Source organism: Pseudoduganella sp. HUAS MS19 (assembly GCF_053615455.1).
On sequence record NZ_CM132133.1, the window covers coordinates 14,716 to 31,905 of the forward strand.

General features: G+C 54.7%; 15 protein-coding genes. 8 read left to right on the top strand and 7 right to left on the bottom strand.

The window, feature by feature from the left end:
* Positions 1-2: 2 nt before the first annotated feature.
* Genes ACWBU6_RS00065 through ACWBU6_RS00080 form a run of 4 tightly spaced genes read right to left on the bottom strand, consistent with a single transcriptional unit; the run spans position 3 to position 8,536 of the window.
* On the bottom strand, positions 3-338 hold the full coding sequence (locus tag ACWBU6_RS00065) for a hypothetical protein (protein ID WP_452646865.1): 336 nt from the start codon (positions 336-338) through the stop codon (positions 3-5).
* Positions 325-5,403 (bottom strand): RHS repeat-associated core domain-containing protein, encoded by a 5,079-nt coding sequence (locus ACWBU6_RS00070; protein WP_452646866.1) that lies wholly within the window; start codon positions 5,401-5,403, stop codon positions 325-327. The genes ACWBU6_RS00065 and ACWBU6_RS00070 overlap by 14 nt, the downstream gene beginning before the upstream one ends.
* A gap of 30 nt (positions 5,404-5,433) precedes the next feature.
* The gene (locus tag ACWBU6_RS00075; RefSeq protein WP_452646867.1) at positions 5,434-6,891 is read right to left on the bottom strand and encodes a DUF2169 family type VI secretion system accessory protein; all 1,458 of its coding nucleotides are present in this window, start codon (positions 6,889-6,891) and stop codon (positions 5,434-5,436) included.
* Positions 6,892-6,898: 7 nt separating this feature from the next.
* Positions 6,899-8,536, bottom strand: a complete 1,638-nt coding sequence (locus ACWBU6_RS00080) for a type VI secretion system Vgr family protein (RefSeq protein ID WP_452649636.1) — start codon at positions 8,534-8,536, stop codon at positions 6,899-6,901.
* A 96-nt stretch (positions 8,537-8,632) separates the two neighbouring features.
* Between ACWBU6_RS00080 and ACWBU6_RS00085 the strand changes: the two genes are divergently transcribed.
* The 3 genes from ACWBU6_RS00085 (at position 8,633) to ACWBU6_RS00095 (ending at position 11,366) form a co-directional block, all read left to right on the top strand.
* A complete protein-coding gene (locus ACWBU6_RS00085) occupies positions 8,633-10,006 on the top strand; it encodes an IS4 family transposase (RefSeq protein ID WP_452649585.1) in 1,374 nt (457 codons plus the stop codon).
* A 179-nt stretch (positions 10,007-10,185) separates the two neighbouring features.
* Positions 10,186-10,503, top strand: coding sequence for a hypothetical protein (locus tag ACWBU6_RS00090; protein ID WP_452646868.1), 318 nt, complete (start codon positions 10,186-10,188; stop codon positions 10,501-10,503).
* Between the two features lie 587 nt (positions 10,504-11,090).
* On the top strand, positions 11,091-11,366 hold the full coding sequence (locus ACWBU6_RS00095) for a hypothetical protein (protein WP_452646869.1): 276 nt from the start codon (positions 11,091-11,093) through the stop codon (positions 11,364-11,366).
* A gap of 76 nt (positions 11,367-11,442) precedes the next feature.
* On the opposite strand, the gene ACWBU6_RS00100 is transcribed toward ACWBU6_RS00095, so the two are convergent.
* Positions 11,443-11,580 (bottom strand): hypothetical protein, encoded by a 138-nt coding sequence (locus ACWBU6_RS00100; protein WP_452646870.1) that lies wholly within the window; start codon positions 11,578-11,580, stop codon positions 11,443-11,445.
* 625 nt (positions 11,581-12,205) lie between these two features.
* Between ACWBU6_RS00100 and ACWBU6_RS00105 the strand changes: the two genes are divergently transcribed.
* A complete protein-coding gene (locus ACWBU6_RS00105) occupies positions 12,206-12,982 on the top strand; it encodes a hypothetical protein (protein ID WP_452646871.1) in 777 nt (258 codons plus the stop codon).
* 65 nt (positions 12,983-13,047) lie between these two features.
* Here ACWBU6_RS00105 and ACWBU6_RS00110 read toward each other — a convergent pair whose 3' ends face one another.
* Entirely contained in the window at positions 13,048-13,734 is a 687-nt protein-coding gene (locus ACWBU6_RS00110) for a DUF5701 family protein (protein ID WP_452646872.1), read from the bottom strand.
* 91 nt (positions 13,735-13,825) lie between these two features.
* Here ACWBU6_RS00110 and ACWBU6_RS00115 point away from each other — a divergent pair, with 91 nt between their 5' ends.
* The 4 genes from ACWBU6_RS00115 to ACWBU6_RS00130 all read left to right on the top strand — a co-directional run bounded on the left by ACWBU6_RS00115 (position 13,826) and on the right by ACWBU6_RS00130 (position 16,115).
* Entirely contained in the window at positions 13,826-14,590 is a 765-nt protein-coding gene (locus ACWBU6_RS00115) for a TetR/AcrR family transcriptional regulator (protein ID WP_452646873.1), read from the top strand.
* A 66-nt stretch (positions 14,591-14,656) separates the two neighbouring features.
* Complete coding sequence (locus tag ACWBU6_RS00120) at positions 14,657-15,277, top strand: hypothetical protein (RefSeq protein ID WP_452646874.1); 621 nt, start codon at positions 14,657-14,659, stop codon at positions 15,275-15,277.
* Positions 15,277-15,741, top strand: coding sequence for a hypothetical protein (locus tag ACWBU6_RS00125; protein ID WP_452646875.1), 465 nt, complete (start codon positions 15,277-15,279; stop codon positions 15,739-15,741). Before ACWBU6_RS00120 ends, ACWBU6_RS00125 begins: the two co-directional genes overlap by 1 nt.
* Before the next feature lie 44 nt (positions 15,742-15,785).
* Positions 15,786-16,115, top strand: coding sequence for a hypothetical protein (locus ACWBU6_RS00130; RefSeq protein WP_452646876.1), 330 nt, complete (start codon positions 15,786-15,788; stop codon positions 16,113-16,115).
* A gap of 88 nt (positions 16,116-16,203) precedes the next feature.
* Here ACWBU6_RS00130 and ACWBU6_RS00135 read toward each other — a convergent pair whose 3' ends face one another.
* A complete protein-coding gene (locus ACWBU6_RS00135) occupies positions 16,204-16,587 on the bottom strand; it encodes a hypothetical protein (protein ID WP_452646877.1) in 384 nt (127 codons plus the stop codon).
* Positions 16,588-17,190 lie beyond the last annotated feature (603 nt).

Sequence of the window (17,190 nt, forward strand, 5' to 3'; positions counted from 1 at the left end):
TTTTATCGCATATAAGTTGTGTTGACCAGCGAATAGTCCTTCAAGCGATAAATGTAAACCACGCCCTGCCCATTCTTGTACATCCCACGATTAGACACTTCAAATGGTATTCCATTTATTTCATGGGCCGGATCTGGAATAAAGGCAAAGGAAGTATACTGATAATCATCTGTAATGCTGAAACATACTGAATAGTTATCCAAAGGCCATTTGCCCTTCGATAAATGCATAAACTCTTCGTAAGCCAGATTCGCGGCCTTAACTATCTCGCCAGAAAAGCTAAAACTTCGCTGGTAAAGACTATCTAAGCCGAACCAACTGTCGTTATACGAACTCACGTTCAACACCTCCTTGCAACACTTTGTATTTACCGCTTGGGGTACCAAGATAAGATTTGTGGCATTTATTTCTCCCGGATGCCATAGAATGTGTCAATTTGTCTGCATATGAGAATTCGTCGCTCTTAAAACTATCGCGCAGAGGGTCGCTTGTCCTAATGGCCTTTCCATTTTTTCCCTGAAGCGAATAATCGCCGTGAGTATGATAGTCTCCAACCACTGTCGCGCCACTCGGAACCTGTGGCAGAGCAAAAATTGGCTTATAAGTACGATCGGTACCGGCAACCGGAATTGTTGCAAAATATTTGCCACCCTTTTCATAAATCAACCCACCATACTCTTTGTTCTTCCTAATCGATTTGGCATTGGCCGCGTCCAGTGCGCTACGCGCCGCTTCATCCGCACAATTTCCCACATGCGGAGTCCGCTTCAGCCCATTTGGATCGGTCCACCTAGTAGGGTTCGGCCCATACATATAGGGATTTTCGCCGCCGCTGAGTCCAATTGGGTCTTGCGACAGGAACCGCCCTGTAACGGGGTCGTAATAGCGATGCCGGTTGTAATGGAGTCCGGTCTCTTCGTCATAGTACTGTCCTTGGAACCGCAGCGCCTGCACGACATCTGTCGCCCCGTAGCGCAGGACCCCGCCCCAGGCTCGATAGCGCGCCGACCAAAAAATCTTACCGTGGCCATCGATCAACTCAAGTGGAGTGCCAAGGTGATCACACTGGTAGTAGAGAATGTGGTCAGTGCTGGATTCACCATCAGCCTGCTCGAGCCGTTGGAGCCAGTCCGTCCGATGAGTTTGCGCTTTGTGGAATTCCCGCTGCGCCTGCCATGCCTCGATGTGTGCAGCTGGATCATTTTTGATGCCGGGTAGCGCCCATTCCTCCACGAGGCATAAATGGCTGGTATCCGGCTTATAAAAGGCAGCCCCTTCACGCGATTCAATTCGGGCGAGTGGGACGAAACTGTCTGGCTCGTAAAGATAGGTGATTGTTTTATCCGTTCGCACCTCTTGCAACAGCGTGTCGCCATCCCAGACGAAGAACGTAAGAGCGCCCGTGTCGGTAACACCGGCGGGCGGCGCGTCGTTGCCAGCCTCCCAATGTTCCTCTGAGAGCTGTTTGGCAATGCGCCGTCCAAACGCATCATAGCTGTAGCGTGCTACCTGCCTGGAGTTCGCAAAAGTGCGGATGGCAGTAGTCAGCCGGTTTTCAGTGTCGTAGGAGAATTCGAGAACACCTTCATCGTTCGCCCCTGCAGCCATGCGTGCACGCTTGCGAGTAGTGTTTCCCTGTTCGTCGTATTCATAGTCATAGCCCATATACTGCAACAGCAAGTTGTGGGTGACCTTTGCGATCCTGGGTGGCACGACGCTCGCAGAAGGCTGCTCATCCAGTTCACGCACAATTTTGCGGGTCTCGATCAGTGCGGGTTTACCGCTTCCTTCCATGTCGAGCAGATTGCCGGCGGGATCGAAGGAGAAGGTTTCGCTCAAGTCCGGCTGTACGGCCGAGAGCAACTGCCCAAGCGGATCGTAGGCATAGCGGATGCTCCCGCGGAAGTGATCTTCGATGAGGGTCAGGTTGCTGGCTGCATCATATTCATATCGGCGCTCGCGCAGGCGCTGTGTTCCTTTGTTCAGCGAAAATGCAATCAGGCGCGATTGTGGGTCGTAACCGCGGCGTTCCGTCAACCGTTCTCTTTCTCCACCCAGTTGACGTGTAACTTCCCGATGCAAATGATCGCGCTCCAGGTCCACCAGCGATCTACCCTGCCAGAGCGTGCCGTGCCAGTGGCCCGAGCCGTAACGCAGCGTGTCAATCTTACGGCCGTTGGGCAGGGTAGTCTGGATTCGGTTCCCTAACTCGTCATAGGCATGCGTCAGAGAGAAGGCCGCAACGAACTCCTGCACCTGGTTCGGCAGTTGTGGCACTTGATGGGCGTAGGCCATCCGTTCGTCCACCACCTGACCCAACGGGTCATACTCAAACCGATGCTCGGCTTGTGCAGATGCTACTGCGATCAGGCGACTAAGCGCATCGTATGCGTAACGCACGCCTCCATCGGCGCAACTCGTTGCCAGCAACTGTCCCAGCGCATCACGGGCGAATTCTGTTCTTCTGCCGTTGCAAGCGCTGGCGATCAATTGCCCGGCTTTGTCATAAACGTAGGTGGTTGTCTTGCCATCAAACCCCGATTCGCTGACCAAACGACTTTCTATGTCGTAGGCAAAACGGTACGATTCACCATTGCCATTAACCAGTTCGACCAGGCGAAGCGCTTTGTCGTAGACGTAACGCAGCATTTGCCCGTTGGCGTCAATGCGTTCAGTGAGCAGACCATGGCCGTTGTAACCATAGCGCGTATCCTGGCCTTTGCCATCGGTATGGACTAGTAGATTCCCGTCGCAGTCGTACTCAAATCTTTCTGTTGTGAGGTCTGGCCGGGTAATGGCAGTAACCTGGCCGCGGGCATTATATTCATAGCGGCTTGTGTTGCCTGTGGCGTCAATGAACTCGGTCAGGCGGCTGTGTTTGTCGTAGCTGTAGCGGCTAATGTAGCCCGAGCAATCGGTGTACGACACCAGTCGCCCCGCGTTGTCGTAGCTCAGGCGTTTGGCGCCCCCTCGGGCATCAGTCAGGACTGTCAAGCGGCCTTGTGAATCATATGCATAACAGGTGCTATGCCCCAAAGCATCGATGCGTTTGACGATGCGTCCGGCGTCATCGTATTCTGTGCGCGTGGCGTGGCCGAGAGCATCTGTGACAGTTACGGGCGCGTTGGCGCCATCGTATTCAATGCGCGTGACATGCTGTAGCGCATCGGTGATCGATGTCAGATTTCCGGAAGCATCGTAGGTATAGCGAGTAGCCTGATGCTCAGCGTCGATGTCCGCCAGCAGCATTCCATCACGGTCCCACTCTCGCCGCCCCAAGGAGCGGCTACTGCCGTCGGGGGCGATGCGGCGGACCTCAGTCACCAGCCAGTCGGCATTGAAGCGATATTCCAGCACGCCACCATCCGCTTCGGTAACGCGAGTGGTATCGCTGTCGACGTAGGCGATGCTGACCTCATCGTTACCGTCAGCCGTGGTAGTCCGTACTGCACGTGCCTGATAGCTGTTGTTCAACGTGATCGGGTGACGCTCCGCCAATTCGGCATCGGCCAGCGTGTTTCCCGCCCAGCGCTCGCGCAAGAATGCAAGGCTGACCCACTCCAGGCCATGTGTGAAACCGGTATAGCTTGTGTATTGCGTTAAGAGATGATGCCGGTAAGCGTAGGTGCGCGATGCATCGGCGTGTCCCGTTTGCTGTACCAGGTCGCAGCGAAGCGGCAGCGGATCAACTGTGCGACCGTCGCCAAGAGGGTCCGCCTCGTATCGATATCGCACAAGGATTTGTCGGCTCCGGTCGGCGTGCACCTGTTCGATGCGGCCAATACGCGGAACTGTTTCAGGTGCGTTCGGCCCTAGTTCGACAGGTAGATAACTGTCGCGTATAGCTTCAATCGTCAAATCGTCGTCAGTGCGTAAACGTAGCAACACTTCGCCTGGCTTGGCATTGTGGTGCCGCTCAATATGCAGCCCTTTTCCGTCGCGACTAGCGCTTCTGACAAGGTAGAAGCGTTGCGCGCGCAATGGCAGGCGCGGTGAAAGCATGGCGTTGACGCCGTGATATCCGTGCGGCAGCCAGCTATCCGGTCCGACGATAAAAATGTCATTGCCGCCATCGCGCCAACGCAGCGTAAACTGGCTGTCATTGTCGCGGCTGAGCACAAATCCTTCAGCGCGGCTGTCGTGCTGCTGGCCTGGTGCCAAGGTTGGCAAGCGCAATGCGCGGCCACTGGCATCGTGATAAACGATTCCCTGTTCGCAGACAGATATGGAGGTTGTGAAGGGCGTGGCCCAACGAGCACCAAGAAGGCCCCAGTCTTCGGTTTCAGAACCGGAGCGGTAGCTTCGCACCCATGCGAATGAGGTAGCTCCCGCTAAAACGAAGTCCGTTTGCGAGAGAATTTCTTCGCCGGTGCCAAAGTGCACAGGGTGCTTGCTCTTAACTGACTTGCCTCCCGGCGCGCCATTTTTCGGGCAACAATCCGATGGCTTGTCCGCTTTTTCTTTCTTTGGCTTCTTCGTTTTGCCGCCATCCCTGCCGTCCTGATCGCCTCCGCCCTTAGTGTCTGCGGGGGGCTTCTTGGGTTGGGGAGGTGTTTTACCTGGCACTTCCTTTTTCTTGAAGAGGCGCTTTAGTAAGCTGCTTGCACCTGGAATCTTTTTCAGGACCAGGTTCTCCGCCGCATTGGCGGCCACTCCGCCGAGGGTGCCCATGATGTCGGGCGATTTGCCACTCAGGATGTAGTCAGCCGCCTTATCCATCGCGGTGGCGGAGGTGTCGACCGCAAAGCCAGTACCGGCTACCGCACCGCCAACCGTAGCACCGGCGGCAGCGCCGGTCTCCATTACCGCCGCTGCAGGCAAACCAATGCCAGTGGCGCCAACCGCAAGTCCTGCGCCGCCAAGCGCAGCGCTGCCCATGCCGATCTTGCCGCCGGCATCCATAGCCTTGCCACCAAACTCGTGCATCGGCTCCGAGTATTTGTCCTTGTATTCCTGTGCCGCCTCTTTCAAGGTCGGCAGTTCCACGCCGAGAATCGTCAGCCGTGGGCGCGGCGCTTGTACCTGTCGCTCGTGAATACGCCCTATCGTATTCTTGTCGTTCATGTAGACCAGGCGCGATTCCTGAATCGTCTGGGCGCCGTTCGATCCCTTGGTCGAACTGAATTCGAGCGGCTGGGCGCGTTTGAGGTAAGTCTGGCTCTTGATGCCGCCCAGCGTGCCTCGTTCATCGCCAGTAATGCTCGGGATGAAGCTCTTATTGTGCAGCAGGACTTGCTCGCCTTGGGTCTTGACGTTTCTCGAGACGTCGGCTGCGTCCTTGAATTCCCCCTTGATGTTGTAAGGAAGGATGGCAACGCTGCTTCCCACCGGCGTCTTGCAGAAGTCCGGGCTGAGGCTGACGCAGTAGAAGCGTTTGGATTTGGTGACTGTTTCGTGAGCCATGGCGATTCGTATTGCGAGTTATGCGGTGTATCAGGCGGCCAGCGACGCAGGCTCAGACTGGGTTGCCTGCCATTCTTTCAGGCGCTTCAATTGATCGGGTTCCGTGGCCTGCATCAGTCGCACGTCCTCGAAATCGCCGTCAGCCACGATGGCAAGTCGCCATACGAGTTCGACCTGCTCTGATTCCATATTGATGATGACCGTATCGATCGCCAGCGGCAATGCAGCAACCCCACCTGTTTCCGTGGCGGCCATGGCAAACAGGGACTGTTGGGGCAGCGCGAACGCCAGTTGCCGGTTGCCGTCTGTGTCTACCTGCGCAACGGTGGACGATGGATGCGACAAGTTGGTCAGCCTGAATTGCTCGCCGCCGGATAGATGTTGGCACTGCTGGTCATCGGGGGCGCCGTTCCAATAGCGGAAATCGAAATCCTTGGGCAGAAGCGGAATCTCGCCTTCCTGCCAATCGTCTTTTTCTTCAACCGTGCCCACCAGTTGCCGGCGCGGAAGCCAGCCTCGCCCGACAAATCCCATGCCTGCCGTCTCCAAATCGGATTGGCCTTTAGCCACATTCCAGAACAAGTCAGCGCTGAACGGCTTCAACGGGTGCTCGATGCGTGGAGCAAGCATTGCGGACGTGCGTGTCGCGTCCAGATACCACTTCCGGCTGAAACCACAGCCCACAGGGTTTAACTGGCTGCTGTCGTGCGCATCTGGGGCGCCCTGTGGAGCTGGGTAATTGGCAGCCTGTTCATCTTTCAGGCGATGCTTCTTCGGGATACGGTTCGTCAATCCACTGGAACGCTCAATGCGGCACTCCCCACCAAAGGCCAACTCATATCGCAGCGGGACGGCGGTTGCCGGCTCCCCGGACGTCAGGCGCCATGGGTTAGGCTGAACCGCGCCCAACGAAGCGACACGAGCCAGGCCGCCCAGCCACCTCAAAGGCGCGGCGCGGCGGAGCAGATAGCGTTTCCCAGTGACGATCAGTGTTTTATCGATCAGTACCTTGCCGGGGATGCGGGTGCGTTCCGCGATAGCCACTTGCTGCTGCCATTCGTCGAATGCAGCGGTCGACAGGGCTTGCATAGGGTTGAGCGGGCGCGGACGCTCCGGGATCGGCGCTGGCGTATCAGGATAGTTGACGCGCAGGCCGACATTAAATTGCAATACCTTCACATTGGCAGGCGGATGGGCTTCGCCAATCACCACCACATCGCAAACTGGCTTGTACGGTGCCAAGTCGCTTTCCACCCGTACGCTCTTTTCCAGGTCACCATCATGGTGGTGGTCCCGGTCGTAGAGCAGCAACGGCTCTTCGGTCGGGACAAGCTTGGCCATGGCATTGGTTTCGCCTGGCACAATGCGATAGCCGGTTTTGGCGACGATGACGTGAAAAGCCACGCCATTCTGGTCAATGGTGTCGAAATGCAGCGCGTCTAACTCGGTACGGTTATCAAACCGCAGGCTGGGAATGGATGGGATCAAGTTATTCTCAGGCCTTCGGATTGGTATCTACGTCGTCACCGTGCAGCTCAATCTTTTTCGACGCGCGGATGATGATTTCCTTGCCGGTAATCTCGATGCGGCCATCCTTGTTCATGTAGAACGTGCTTTCGCCCACTTCGATGCGGAACTCTTCGCCGGCAGTGAAGGTAATCTTTTTCCCGGCAGTGACAGACTTGGAAAGGCCCACCTGCTCCGCCTGCATCAGTGCCACAGTGGTGTTCATGGCCGCGCCAACGGTAGTTTGGTAGGCCCCGCCGATGGTCAGCATCTTTGCCAGGGCTACGGTTTCGGTTTTCACCTTGCCGACGGTGACGTGGCGGCTGCCGCCAATCTTGACGTTTTCATCCTTGCCGACGTCTTCCGAACGATTGTCGCCAATGCTGATGGTTTCATCATGGTCCACCCGTTCTGTGCGGTTGTTATGCACGGTGATGGTTTCGTCATGGCCTACGGTTTCCTTGCGGTCGCGCTTTACCTCGGTGGTTTCGTCGCGGTCCACCGTCTTGCGCCGGTCGTTGCCAACCCATTTGTCCTCATCGTGTTCAACCTCGGTGAGTTGGTCCTTTTCGGCGTGCAGCCAAAGCTGCTCATTGCCTTTTTTGTCCTCGAATCGGATTGCATTCGCGTTGTCATAGGCACCGCCCGGCGTGGACCGGGACAGGATGCCGCTCTGCGTTTTATTGGCGGGAAGTTCCCATGGCGGCATCGATTTCGCATTAGGCACCATGCCTGTAATCAGTGGACGATCCGGATTCCCATCCAGGAATTGCACGATCACTTCCGTACCGATACGGGGAATGGAAGTCATACCAAAGTTCGGTCCAGCCCACGCTGTAGCGACACGTACCCAAGCCGAACTCTTTTCGTCATAAGCACCGATACGGTCCCAATGGAACTGGATTCGCACGCGGCCATATTCGTCGGTATAGATCTCCTCGCCCGGTGGGCCCACTACCAACGCGGTCTGCAAACCAAAGACTTTGGTTTGCTCACTATTGAAATTCCGGCCCGGTCGCCAAGGGATTTTCTTGCGGATGCAGCGGATGGTATTTTCGTAACGCGATGTGGAGTGGCGGCCGGCTTGATAATTGTTGCTGGCGTTGTGACGGGCCTCCAGGATCAGGAACGTCCTGTCGTCTGCACTGCCGCCAACATCGTCGAAGTGGCCAGTCAGCTCGAAGCAACGGCCAGGCTGCGCGCTCCGGTCATTGCCAGCGCCTTCAAAATACTTGGCCTTGGCTTCGATCTCTTCAAGGCGCAGGCGCGTGATGTCATCGGCATCACCCTGGTCCTTGAAACCATAGGTTCCAGCGTATTCATATACGTCCGTTTTGAGGACTTTACCTTGTTGGTTGACGCTAGGCAGACTGGCAAGTACCGGGTGCGGCTTTTTGAAATCAAAACCCGCCAAAGCGAAACTGCTCGGCGCCATATGGCGCACCGGCGTCCAGCTGCCCAGCGCGTCGTCTTCCTTGGCTCCAGCTTCCTTCTGAAATGGAATATCGGCACTTGCGCCGTCAATTGGGGATGCTTGCGTCGAGTCGTCTGAAATTACCAGCGTATGCCCGTTCGCACGATGCTCATACCAATAGAACCAGCCAGCCTGCTCCCAGCGCCTGTGCAGGTAGTTGTAATCATGCCCTTATACACAAGTCTGACATGACCGGCATGCGCCAGAAAAATCAGTTTACATTCAAGGACTTGCAACAGCACTTGTAAGCTGACGTCATTTCGCGTTTACTCTCGCCTTTTAGGTGGCGCGTTGACGACAGCAGCACAGTGGGCAACCACGGAATTTGCAGGATTAGATCTCGGTGATGCGCGCCTCAACAATCGAGCGAGGACGTTGATGGAGCGATTTGCAGCCGACCCGACGGCGAGCATTCCTGATGCCTGCCACGGCTGGGCGGAGACGATGGCCGCTTACCGTTTTTTGAGCAATGAAGCGGTGGATTGGCAAGCCATCCTTACGCCGCATTGGCAGCAGACTCAGCAGCGCATGCACGGCAAGGCGGTCGTTCTCTGTATGCAAGACACGACAGAACTGAATTTCAACGGACAAGAGACGGAGGGCCTGGGGCCGTTATGTTACGAGCCGCAGCGCGGCATGTATTTGCATCCGACTTATGCGGTGACGCCGCAGCGCGAAGCGCTGGGTGTGCTCGATGCATGGATGTGGGCTCGCAGCAAGAAAGATGCATCTGGTAAGCGCAATGATTTGAAGGAAAGCCTGCGTTGGATCGAGGGCTATGATCGCGTTGCCGAAATGGCGGCGGACTTCCCCGATACGCGCCTGGTTTATTTGGCGGACCGGGAAGCCGATCTTTTACCCTTGATGCGCCGGGCGCAAGAAGCTGGCGAGCCAGCCGACTGGCTAATCCGCGCCGCGCACAACCGATGCCTGCCTGATGGCGGCAAGCTTTGGGAGCGCACCACCGCCAGTGAGCCAGTTGGGCAGATTGAATTCACCATGGCGTCGCGGCATGGCGTCAAAGCCCGTCCTGTACGCCAGCAATTGTGGGTGCAGCGGATTGATCTGCGCAACGGTGCCAATGGCCCCCTGGCCGTGACCAGCATCGTGGCGCGCGAAATCGATGCGCCAGCCGGCGTTAAGCCAATTGAATGGCGCTTGCTGACCAACCGTTGTGCCACTAGCCATGCGGAGGTAGTGGAATTGATCGACTGGTATCGCGCCCGCTGGGAAATCGAAATGCTGTTCGACATCCTGAAGAATGCTTGCCGTATCGAGTCGTTGCAGTTGGAGCATATCGGCAAACTGGAACGGGCTATCGCGATGTATCTGGTAGTGGCATGGCGCATCGCGCACCTGATGCGGCTGGGGCGAACCTGCCCAGACCTGGAGGCCAGTCGCTTCTTCGACTGGGCCGAAATTCGCGCTGCATACATGCGCTCCAAGGCTGGGCCGCCAGCAAAGCCGACGCTGAATGAGGTGCTACGTTTGATCGCCGGATTTGGCGGTTTCCTTGCCCGCAAAGGCGACGGTGAGCCCGGTGTGCAAACGATTTGGAAAGGACTGCGGAAAGTGCGCGTGGCGGCGGAAGCATTACGCTATGCAGCTATGCCTGCTTCCTGATTTTGGACTTGTGTATAAGGGCATGGTTTGAAGTGTCTAGCCAGGGAATGTACAAGAATGGAATGGGTGTGGTCTATATTTATAGGTTGCTGGACTACTCCTTGGTCAGGACGATTTATATGCGTTGAGCATCAGAATTGGTTTGATGGGAAATTGTTGATATTATCTGAGGCGGCAACATGACAATGCAGCAAGGCGACGAATGGGCTAGATTGAAATCAGATTCTTCCGGAAATATAATGTACAGAGGGAAGATATTTGAGATCATTGATCATGCTTATAAGAAGTTCTTAGAAATTGCTGGCAGCGATGAATTACTGAATTGTTACGAGGTCGCGGTTGAGATAGATGACTCCGGCAAAGTTGTCGAAATTTTATTTGCATTGAGGAATATCGACGAACCTATAATGAGCAAGACCGATCTCATTGAGATTATTGGATTTACTTTCAACTTTGATGACGGCAGGTTGATTGACGTTGCAACGGTAAAGAGATAGCCTCTCCTAAATTGCTCGGTCTGGATATTTCTGCCTCTCACACTTGGCTGAGCCAATCCGGGCCAGATCTCCCCTGAGTAGGATCATCCATGTGCTCATTGGCCCATAGGTAATACATCCGGATCATCATTGAACGCACCCAAACTCATCTTTGCCTGTCGCCCAGCTAAAAAAGGTATCGCAAGTGATTTTCAACAAAGATTCCTTTCCGGAGTTTGATAGATTCTATCCACGGGACTTCAATTTGTCAGGCGCGGTTATCAGAGCAATGAGTATTGCTTACGACGAGTTCATGATTTTCTCGAAATGTGAATGGTTGTTTGACAATTATCAGATTTGCGTTAGTTATACGGATGATATGGATTATATTTCGGCTGCTTTCCTGCCAGATCCAGCCCATGGGATAAATGGCATACCATTTTAAGTGGCAATTCGGGGAATGTATAAGAATGGCCGCGGCGTCGAATATATTTATTCTTTGATGGATTTTTCATTGGTCCAAAAGATTCTTATGCGATAAGTCACATTATTTGACGTATAGGAAATGGGGAGCAATGATAGATTTTAGTAACGACAAGCTTAGGACAATGACGGATTACCCCGGCGATATTCTGCTCCGGGGTAAGGCGTGGAAGATTATCAGCCTCGCTTGCAAAAAGCATTTGGAAGATCAAGGGGACGAGGACTTACTGAGACGCTATAAGATCGACGTTAAAATAGATGATTCGTGCAATGTGATTGAGGTTTACTTTTTTCTTAAGAATGATGAGGAGATTATCTTAGACCTGAAGGGGATTAACGAGATAATTAAATATAGCTTTGATTCAGATAACTACAAGTTGATTGATGCCGTGGCGATGTGACTGTCATGCACTAGCATATCGACGTTGATATTCGGCAACCGGATGGGTATTCGGGGCTCTTCAGATATCGGCATCTTCATGTTTGCGTCCCGTTCACTTTGAAATAGAAGAACAATGCTTTTTCTTGTTGGGCGTAGTGATGATGCAGGTAGGCTTGAGTGGCTGCCCTGCCGCCAAACAGGAACCGACTGCGGGCGACCTGCACATGCGGCATTGGTGCTTCTTGTGTCTCCGCGATCAGTCGGCGGCCCCCCCGCCGGCTTCTGGAGAACGCGAACTTTGAAACGTCGAAAAATCTCAAGCACTTCGCGCGCAGGAACCTCGGGAACACCCGGCAGCTTCTGCGAGGTTGAATCGTTTTCCGGAACGGCGTTTAATTTGATCAGCACACAACCGCCCCTAAGTCGGCACCGCGGGCCGCTATCTGAGCAATTGATTCCGTTGATTCCGGCTCAAGGCTATCTCACCGAGCTCTGGAAGCGATCGACGCCCACAAGTGCATTGTGAGCCGCGTGAGATTGCGCGACATTGCACCAAAGCCTGTAGCAGTTCGGCTCGTTGGACGAGATCCAGAAGTTTGCCACTGGTTGGCTCAGGACCTACAATCACGAGCGCCCCCGACATGGGCCCGGGTGAGATACACCAAATCAAGAGCTCCCCGCCCGCCCCCCCCTTCTTCTGGCGTGAATTAGAAATCGGGGATTACCATACTGCCCTCAGGTGCAGATCAAAATGTGTACCAATTTATAGGTATGCTTACACTCTGTAGTTCGAGTGATAAACGCCCGTGGATATTCACAGGCTTTTTTTAAAATTAGCACATTAATAAAAAGGAAACGATGAACTACGCCTTGCCGGTTTTACTGCTTTCGCTCCTCTCAAGTACGGCTCTCGCTGCCGGTGTTCCTGCTGTCACCGTCAAACAGATCGGCGCATCGTTCATGGAAGCGCCGCCAGGACGCGAGAAGAGCCTGGTTCCGTTCGCAACGCTCGGAGCCCAGGAATCGGTAGAGACGCACGCGGTTATCATCTTCAAAGACCGCCTGATCGCCGACATTCCGGCATTCGGCAACGACGATTCCAAAATTACAGCTACAGCGGTTGTCCCGAACAAGCCCCAGGTATCGCTGGGAACGGTGAAAGTATCGAGCTTCCGCAAGGTGAGCGAAGACGGAAAGAAGACCTTGATTTCCCTTTCGATTTCCCGTCTTCCCGATGGAGGCGTAAGAGGTGTCGCCTTTAACGGCCATATCAAACTGCCGGTCGCAACGTCCATTGCCCGCACCAGCGCGGCATTCCAGCCCAAGGTGGGCGCGAAGATTGATATTGGCTTGGGCACTTCAGTCATTTCCAATATTGATTCGACTTCCATCACGCTGAGCGGCGATGAACGCTTGATGGGCATCGCCGCCATGAAAATCCTGAAGGCCGACGGTTCCACCATCACCGCGGAACGCGGCGGATATTCCAGGGAGGGCCGCACCGACGGAACAGCCGTTAGCGCCCAATGGCGCTTCAGCGGCCAAATTGGAGCCGGCAAACTCGAAGTCTCGTCCTACCGCGACCTCACGACAGTTGAAGTGCCAATCAGCCTGATCGTCGCCAAGCCTTACTGATTGTAAGGGGTGCGGCTTTATCGGCCATACCCCGCTCTCCCGGCCATCTCAAGTGGCTGCCGCCTTTACAGTTCCATCAAGTTAACCGCCGGCGTCCTCTTCGCGCATGAGGCCGAGCCCAGCCAGGTGTGTGGATTGCCCGCCCAGCACCAGCCAAGTTTCGGCCGGCCATCGCTCAGCCACAATGCAGGCACGCGTTTATCGCCGCAGCGCGATCCCAGCATCAGGAAGCAGTTGTTCGGCTGCAGGAATTCCGGGAAGTGGGTGAGTATTGCGACGCCTTCTTCGACGGTCAACGGAGATCGTTGCTGCGCTTGCAGAGTGATGAGTGCCGTGTCCGGGGTGACGTTAAGGGTTTCCATGCCCCTGTCGATATCCAACAGCAGATAGGCATGGCCGGGCGGAATTGCGGTGCCCTCAGTGGGCAGGAACAGCTCTGGTTCAATCGGGTACAAGCGCTCCACCGCCGCTTTGCCCCGGCGTTCAATCAAGGGAATCATCTTACGCACTGGCACCGCGGCCATATTGATCACCAGGACGAAAGGCAAGTGACCGCAACTGGGGATGGCAGTCGGCATTTCACCGGCTTCCGGCAAATAGGAAGCCAGCGCGGAAAGCGCTTGGCGAAAGCTCGTCACACTCACTCCAAGAATCTGCGGATATCCCAATTCGATCAGCCGCTCGACCTGAGCGTCGAGGTATGCCTGCGGTTGTGGAATATTCAAACTCGGATTCCATTCGAAATTTCGCATTCCCTGCTCCCTTTTGGTGAACTTCGTACAAAGTAAGGAGTTATTTACATGTAAACTCTATACACTGTCAACAATTCTTGGGTGAAACCTGGTGAAATCAGAGTTCGGGGGATCAGGCGATCCGGCGCGCAGCCTTGCGCTGCTCTGGGGCGTGAAAGAGTCGCCGAAACGCGGGCCCAAACAAAGCCTGTCCGTTACACGTATTGGAGAGGTGGCGATTGCATTGGCCGACAAAGAGGGCCTGGCTGCGCTTTCGATGCGACGCGTGGCCGAGGAGTTGACGGTGTCCGCGATGTCGCTGTACACCTACGTTCCGGGCAAGGCCGAACTGCTCGACGTTATGGTGGATTGTGTCTATGCCGAGTTGCAGCAGCTTGCGCCAGCGGGTGGCGGTTGGCGAGGCGCGCTTGAACACCTTGCGCGAGGCAGCATGGCCCTGTACGTGCGGCACCCTTGGATGCTGCAGGTTGCCACACACAGGCCCGCTCTCGGACCGAATGCGATTGCGATGTACGAACAAGGGCTGAATGCCGTGTCGGAAGCAGGCTTGAGTGACCTGGAGATGGATCTGGTTGTCACTTTGGTTTCTGACTATGTGCGTGGCGCTGCGCGCAGTGCGGTGGATGCCGCAGACGCGCAATCGGTTACCGGCCAGTCCGACCTGGAATGGTGGCAACAGCAGCAGCAGGCATTCGAGAAAGTGTTCGATGCCAGGCGGTTCCCACTAGCTGCGAGGGTAGGACGCACTGTGGGCGAGGCTTACCAGTCGGCACACGACCCTCATCGTTCATTTGAGTTCGGTCTGGCGCGCCTGCTTGATGGCCTTGAAGTGCATTTTCGAGGCGCTCGCGAATAGAGCGGCCCGAGTCTCTCGAAGATAGGTATACGTGCCAAAGCGAAGTAACCGCGCGATAGGAATAGTATGACAGCGGCATTTGATGAATTTATGCGGCAGTACAAATTGACCGGTAGCGAGAAGGCTGACGGCTACAATCGAAGTGCTTTCATTGGGTTGAGCGAAGACGAAATCGAAACAGTATTCGGCCTCTTGGTAAGCGAGCTTCCGTATTCAGCTGAATGGCTGGCTTTCGTTGACCCGGAGCGGGCGATAGCCGTCATGAAAGAAGAAGAACCCAGCCTTCGAAAAGACCCTTATGCGCACGCCTATCTGATCCAGGAAGAATTGGTTCGGCATTCTGGCGAGCTGGTCTATCAAAGCCATATGATTGAGGACTATTCCAATTACGCCGACAGTCTGAAGCCCCTGTTGGTTTCCGCTCTGTGGCGCACGCCTCAGAACATGAACACCATTGCTTTCTTCAAGCAAATCATTTTGACCGAAGCTAATGAGAGCGCAGTAGCGAGAGCGGCCTTTGGTGTCCTGTCGGCCCTGAACGTTTCTCGTAATACTGAGGCTGAAAAGGACGGCTGGAAGCGGTTAGAAGGTGAGTTGCGGAGCAACGATATAGTTCTCAAGCTGAGAGCGCTGAAACAATTAGAACTTTACGAAACAGCGCGCGTCGCGCGTGATCGCGAGTCGTAATGACCAACAAAACTATCGCACTTCATCAGTACGATGGCTCCGTCGAACTGATGAAGATTGACCTATCCACCGGCGCAAGCGAGATCGGACCAAGCAAGGAGAGCAGCGAAGAGAAGATTGCGTTCGGGATGTTCGAACTCGAAGAGGGTAACCAACCGCCACAGGCCATCGCCTTGTTGGCGACTCCCGATGGGCCGCTTTTGATTTTCAACGGCATCATGTACCGCCCTAATGCCTGCGAAACCAGAGCGGAAATAACGGAGCAGGGAGAGTTCTCCCACTTTCGCATTCTTCATCTAGGAGCGCCTGTTTTCGAGCTGAGTTACAAGGAAAAATTTGGCGTAGGGCTACACCCGTTCGCGCAGGACCGGGAGGATATCGACTTCTACTTCTGGCTCAAAAACAAAATCAATGAGCCGAAGTTCTATCAAGCCTATACCCGGGAAATTGTCTTCATGGAGTAAAGTAAAGCGATGGGGCAGCGCTCCGCGCTTGAGATGGTGAAAAAATGATTGATGACCGAGTCCTCGGCCTTGTGGACCGAGGCAAACAAATCGGATGCTCGTTCAACTTCATGAAGGAGGACGAACCATTCTGGATAACGCTCGCTCTTCAAAAGGTCGAAGCTGAGTACCTCGCTCACGTTGCCGCGATCAGCGAACAAAATATGGTCAGTGAGAAGTTCGAGATTTACGAAACAAGGGCCTTTCCAACTCTTGTCCTGGCTATCGGCCATCTCCAAGCGCACAGTCCGATTCCATTTGCGATAAGCAGCCTATCGCCGTTTAAAGGGCAGAAGGCTTTCAGCCCACAGGCTGAGGAAATTCTTCGCGATTAGCCGCGCCTCCCTCGCGGAGAAAATTCAAGATGCGGCTACTGCCCCGACTGGGCCGCACTGGTGCAAATTCCGATACCGGAGAACAGAACTACGACGACTTCGCCGCACGAATCGGCACAGGCAAATCCCACTCTTTTTCATATGAACCTTTGACAGTACGCGTGCAAATAACATCAACGCTTCGACGTCGTTCATCATGCCGCCATTTAATTCTCAGTGGCACCGCGCACCGAGGTGCGTACATACGAATGTCGGGATCGCCGACTACCCAGTTCGTTTTGTTCTTGGCGTTCTCCCTACTAATAAATTCCCGGACCTCCTCCCGTATCTCGTAAAGCCCATGCGTTGTATTGTCTGAGTGATAACCGAGCAACGGATCGACTTCGACGTCAGATGCGAAGCTGTCGCCGACACTTCCCGTAAAAGCCAAAAGAAGAAAACCACTCCTACTCAATCGTGACAGTGCAAACATAGCGCCCCTCTTTGTCAGAACGGTTCGAAATCAGATAACGATATAGTGGATACCACATCGTCAAGTCATACATTGTGACGCATCCCTCCGACATGTTCCCAACATGTACAAAGCTGCTGTTCTTTGTCGGTGCATACTCGATAGGGAACCACGCGGTGTGATACTTCAGAACCGGATTGCCTCCAGGATCGCTGGCACAGAAGGCGGTGTTTCGAGCTGCCCCGGCAAATTTTCCCTGTTCAGCCATCAAGTTTGTTGCTAATCCCCCGTTAAAGTTATCAATTGGTTAATTATCAGCAGCATTTGTGATAGTCTGTTCTGATGTCCTCAGCTATCACTATTAGCCGGCCGAATAGCATCCAGCGCGAGTCCTGGCGCATGAGCACGGCCGTGGTGATCTCCGCCATCATCCACGCGCTGTTAATGAGCATTACGCTTGGCGGACAGACATTCGGGCTCCCTGCCCTCAAGTTCCCCTGGGAGGAACGGCGCTTGGGTGCCAATGACCTGCAAGTGCTGCTTTTGCCACCGCCCCCAGCGCTTCCAGCGTCAACACCACCGCCAGCCCCGAGCACTGCACAGTCCGTCAACGCCAATCCGGTG

What these genes read in the sequence shown, in the direction of transcription:
- ACWBU6_RS00070 (WP_452646866.1), bottom strand. Translation starts at nt 5,403, where the DNA reads ATGGCTCACGAAACAGTCACCAAATCCAAACGCTTCTACTGCGTCAGC.
- ACWBU6_RS00090 (WP_452646868.1), top strand. Translation starts at nt 10,186, where the DNA reads ATGACAATGCAGCAAGGCGACGAATGGGCTAGATTGAAATCAGATTCT.
- ACWBU6_RS00095 (WP_452646869.1), top strand. Translation starts at nt 11,091, where the DNA reads ATGACGGATTACCCCGGCGATATTCTGCTCCGGGGTAAGGCGTGGAAG.
- ACWBU6_RS00100 (WP_452646870.1), bottom strand. Translation starts at nt 11,580, where the DNA reads ATGCCGCATGTGCAGGTCGCCCGCAGTCGGTTCCTGTTTGGCGGCAGG.
- ACWBU6_RS00105 (WP_452646871.1), top strand. Translation starts at nt 12,206, where the DNA reads ATGAACTACGCCTTGCCGGTTTTACTGCTTTCGCTCCTCTCAAGTACG.
- ACWBU6_RS00110 (WP_452646872.1), bottom strand. Translation starts at nt 13,734, where the DNA reads ATGCGAAATTTCGAATGGAATCCGAGTTTGAATATTCCACAACCGCAG.
- ACWBU6_RS00120 (WP_452646874.1), top strand. Translation starts at nt 14,657, where the DNA reads ATGACAGCGGCATTTGATGAATTTATGCGGCAGTACAAATTGACCGGT.
- ACWBU6_RS00125 (WP_452646875.1), top strand. Translation starts at nt 15,277, where the DNA reads ATGACCAACAAAACTATCGCACTTCATCAGTACGATGGCTCCGTCGAA.
- ACWBU6_RS00130 (WP_452646876.1), top strand. Translation starts at nt 15,786, where the DNA reads ATGATTGATGACCGAGTCCTCGGCCTTGTGGACCGAGGCAAACAAATC.
- ACWBU6_RS00135 (WP_452646877.1), bottom strand. Translation starts at nt 16,587, where the DNA reads ATGTTTGCACTGTCACGATTGAGTAGGAGTGGTTTTCTTCTTTTGGCT.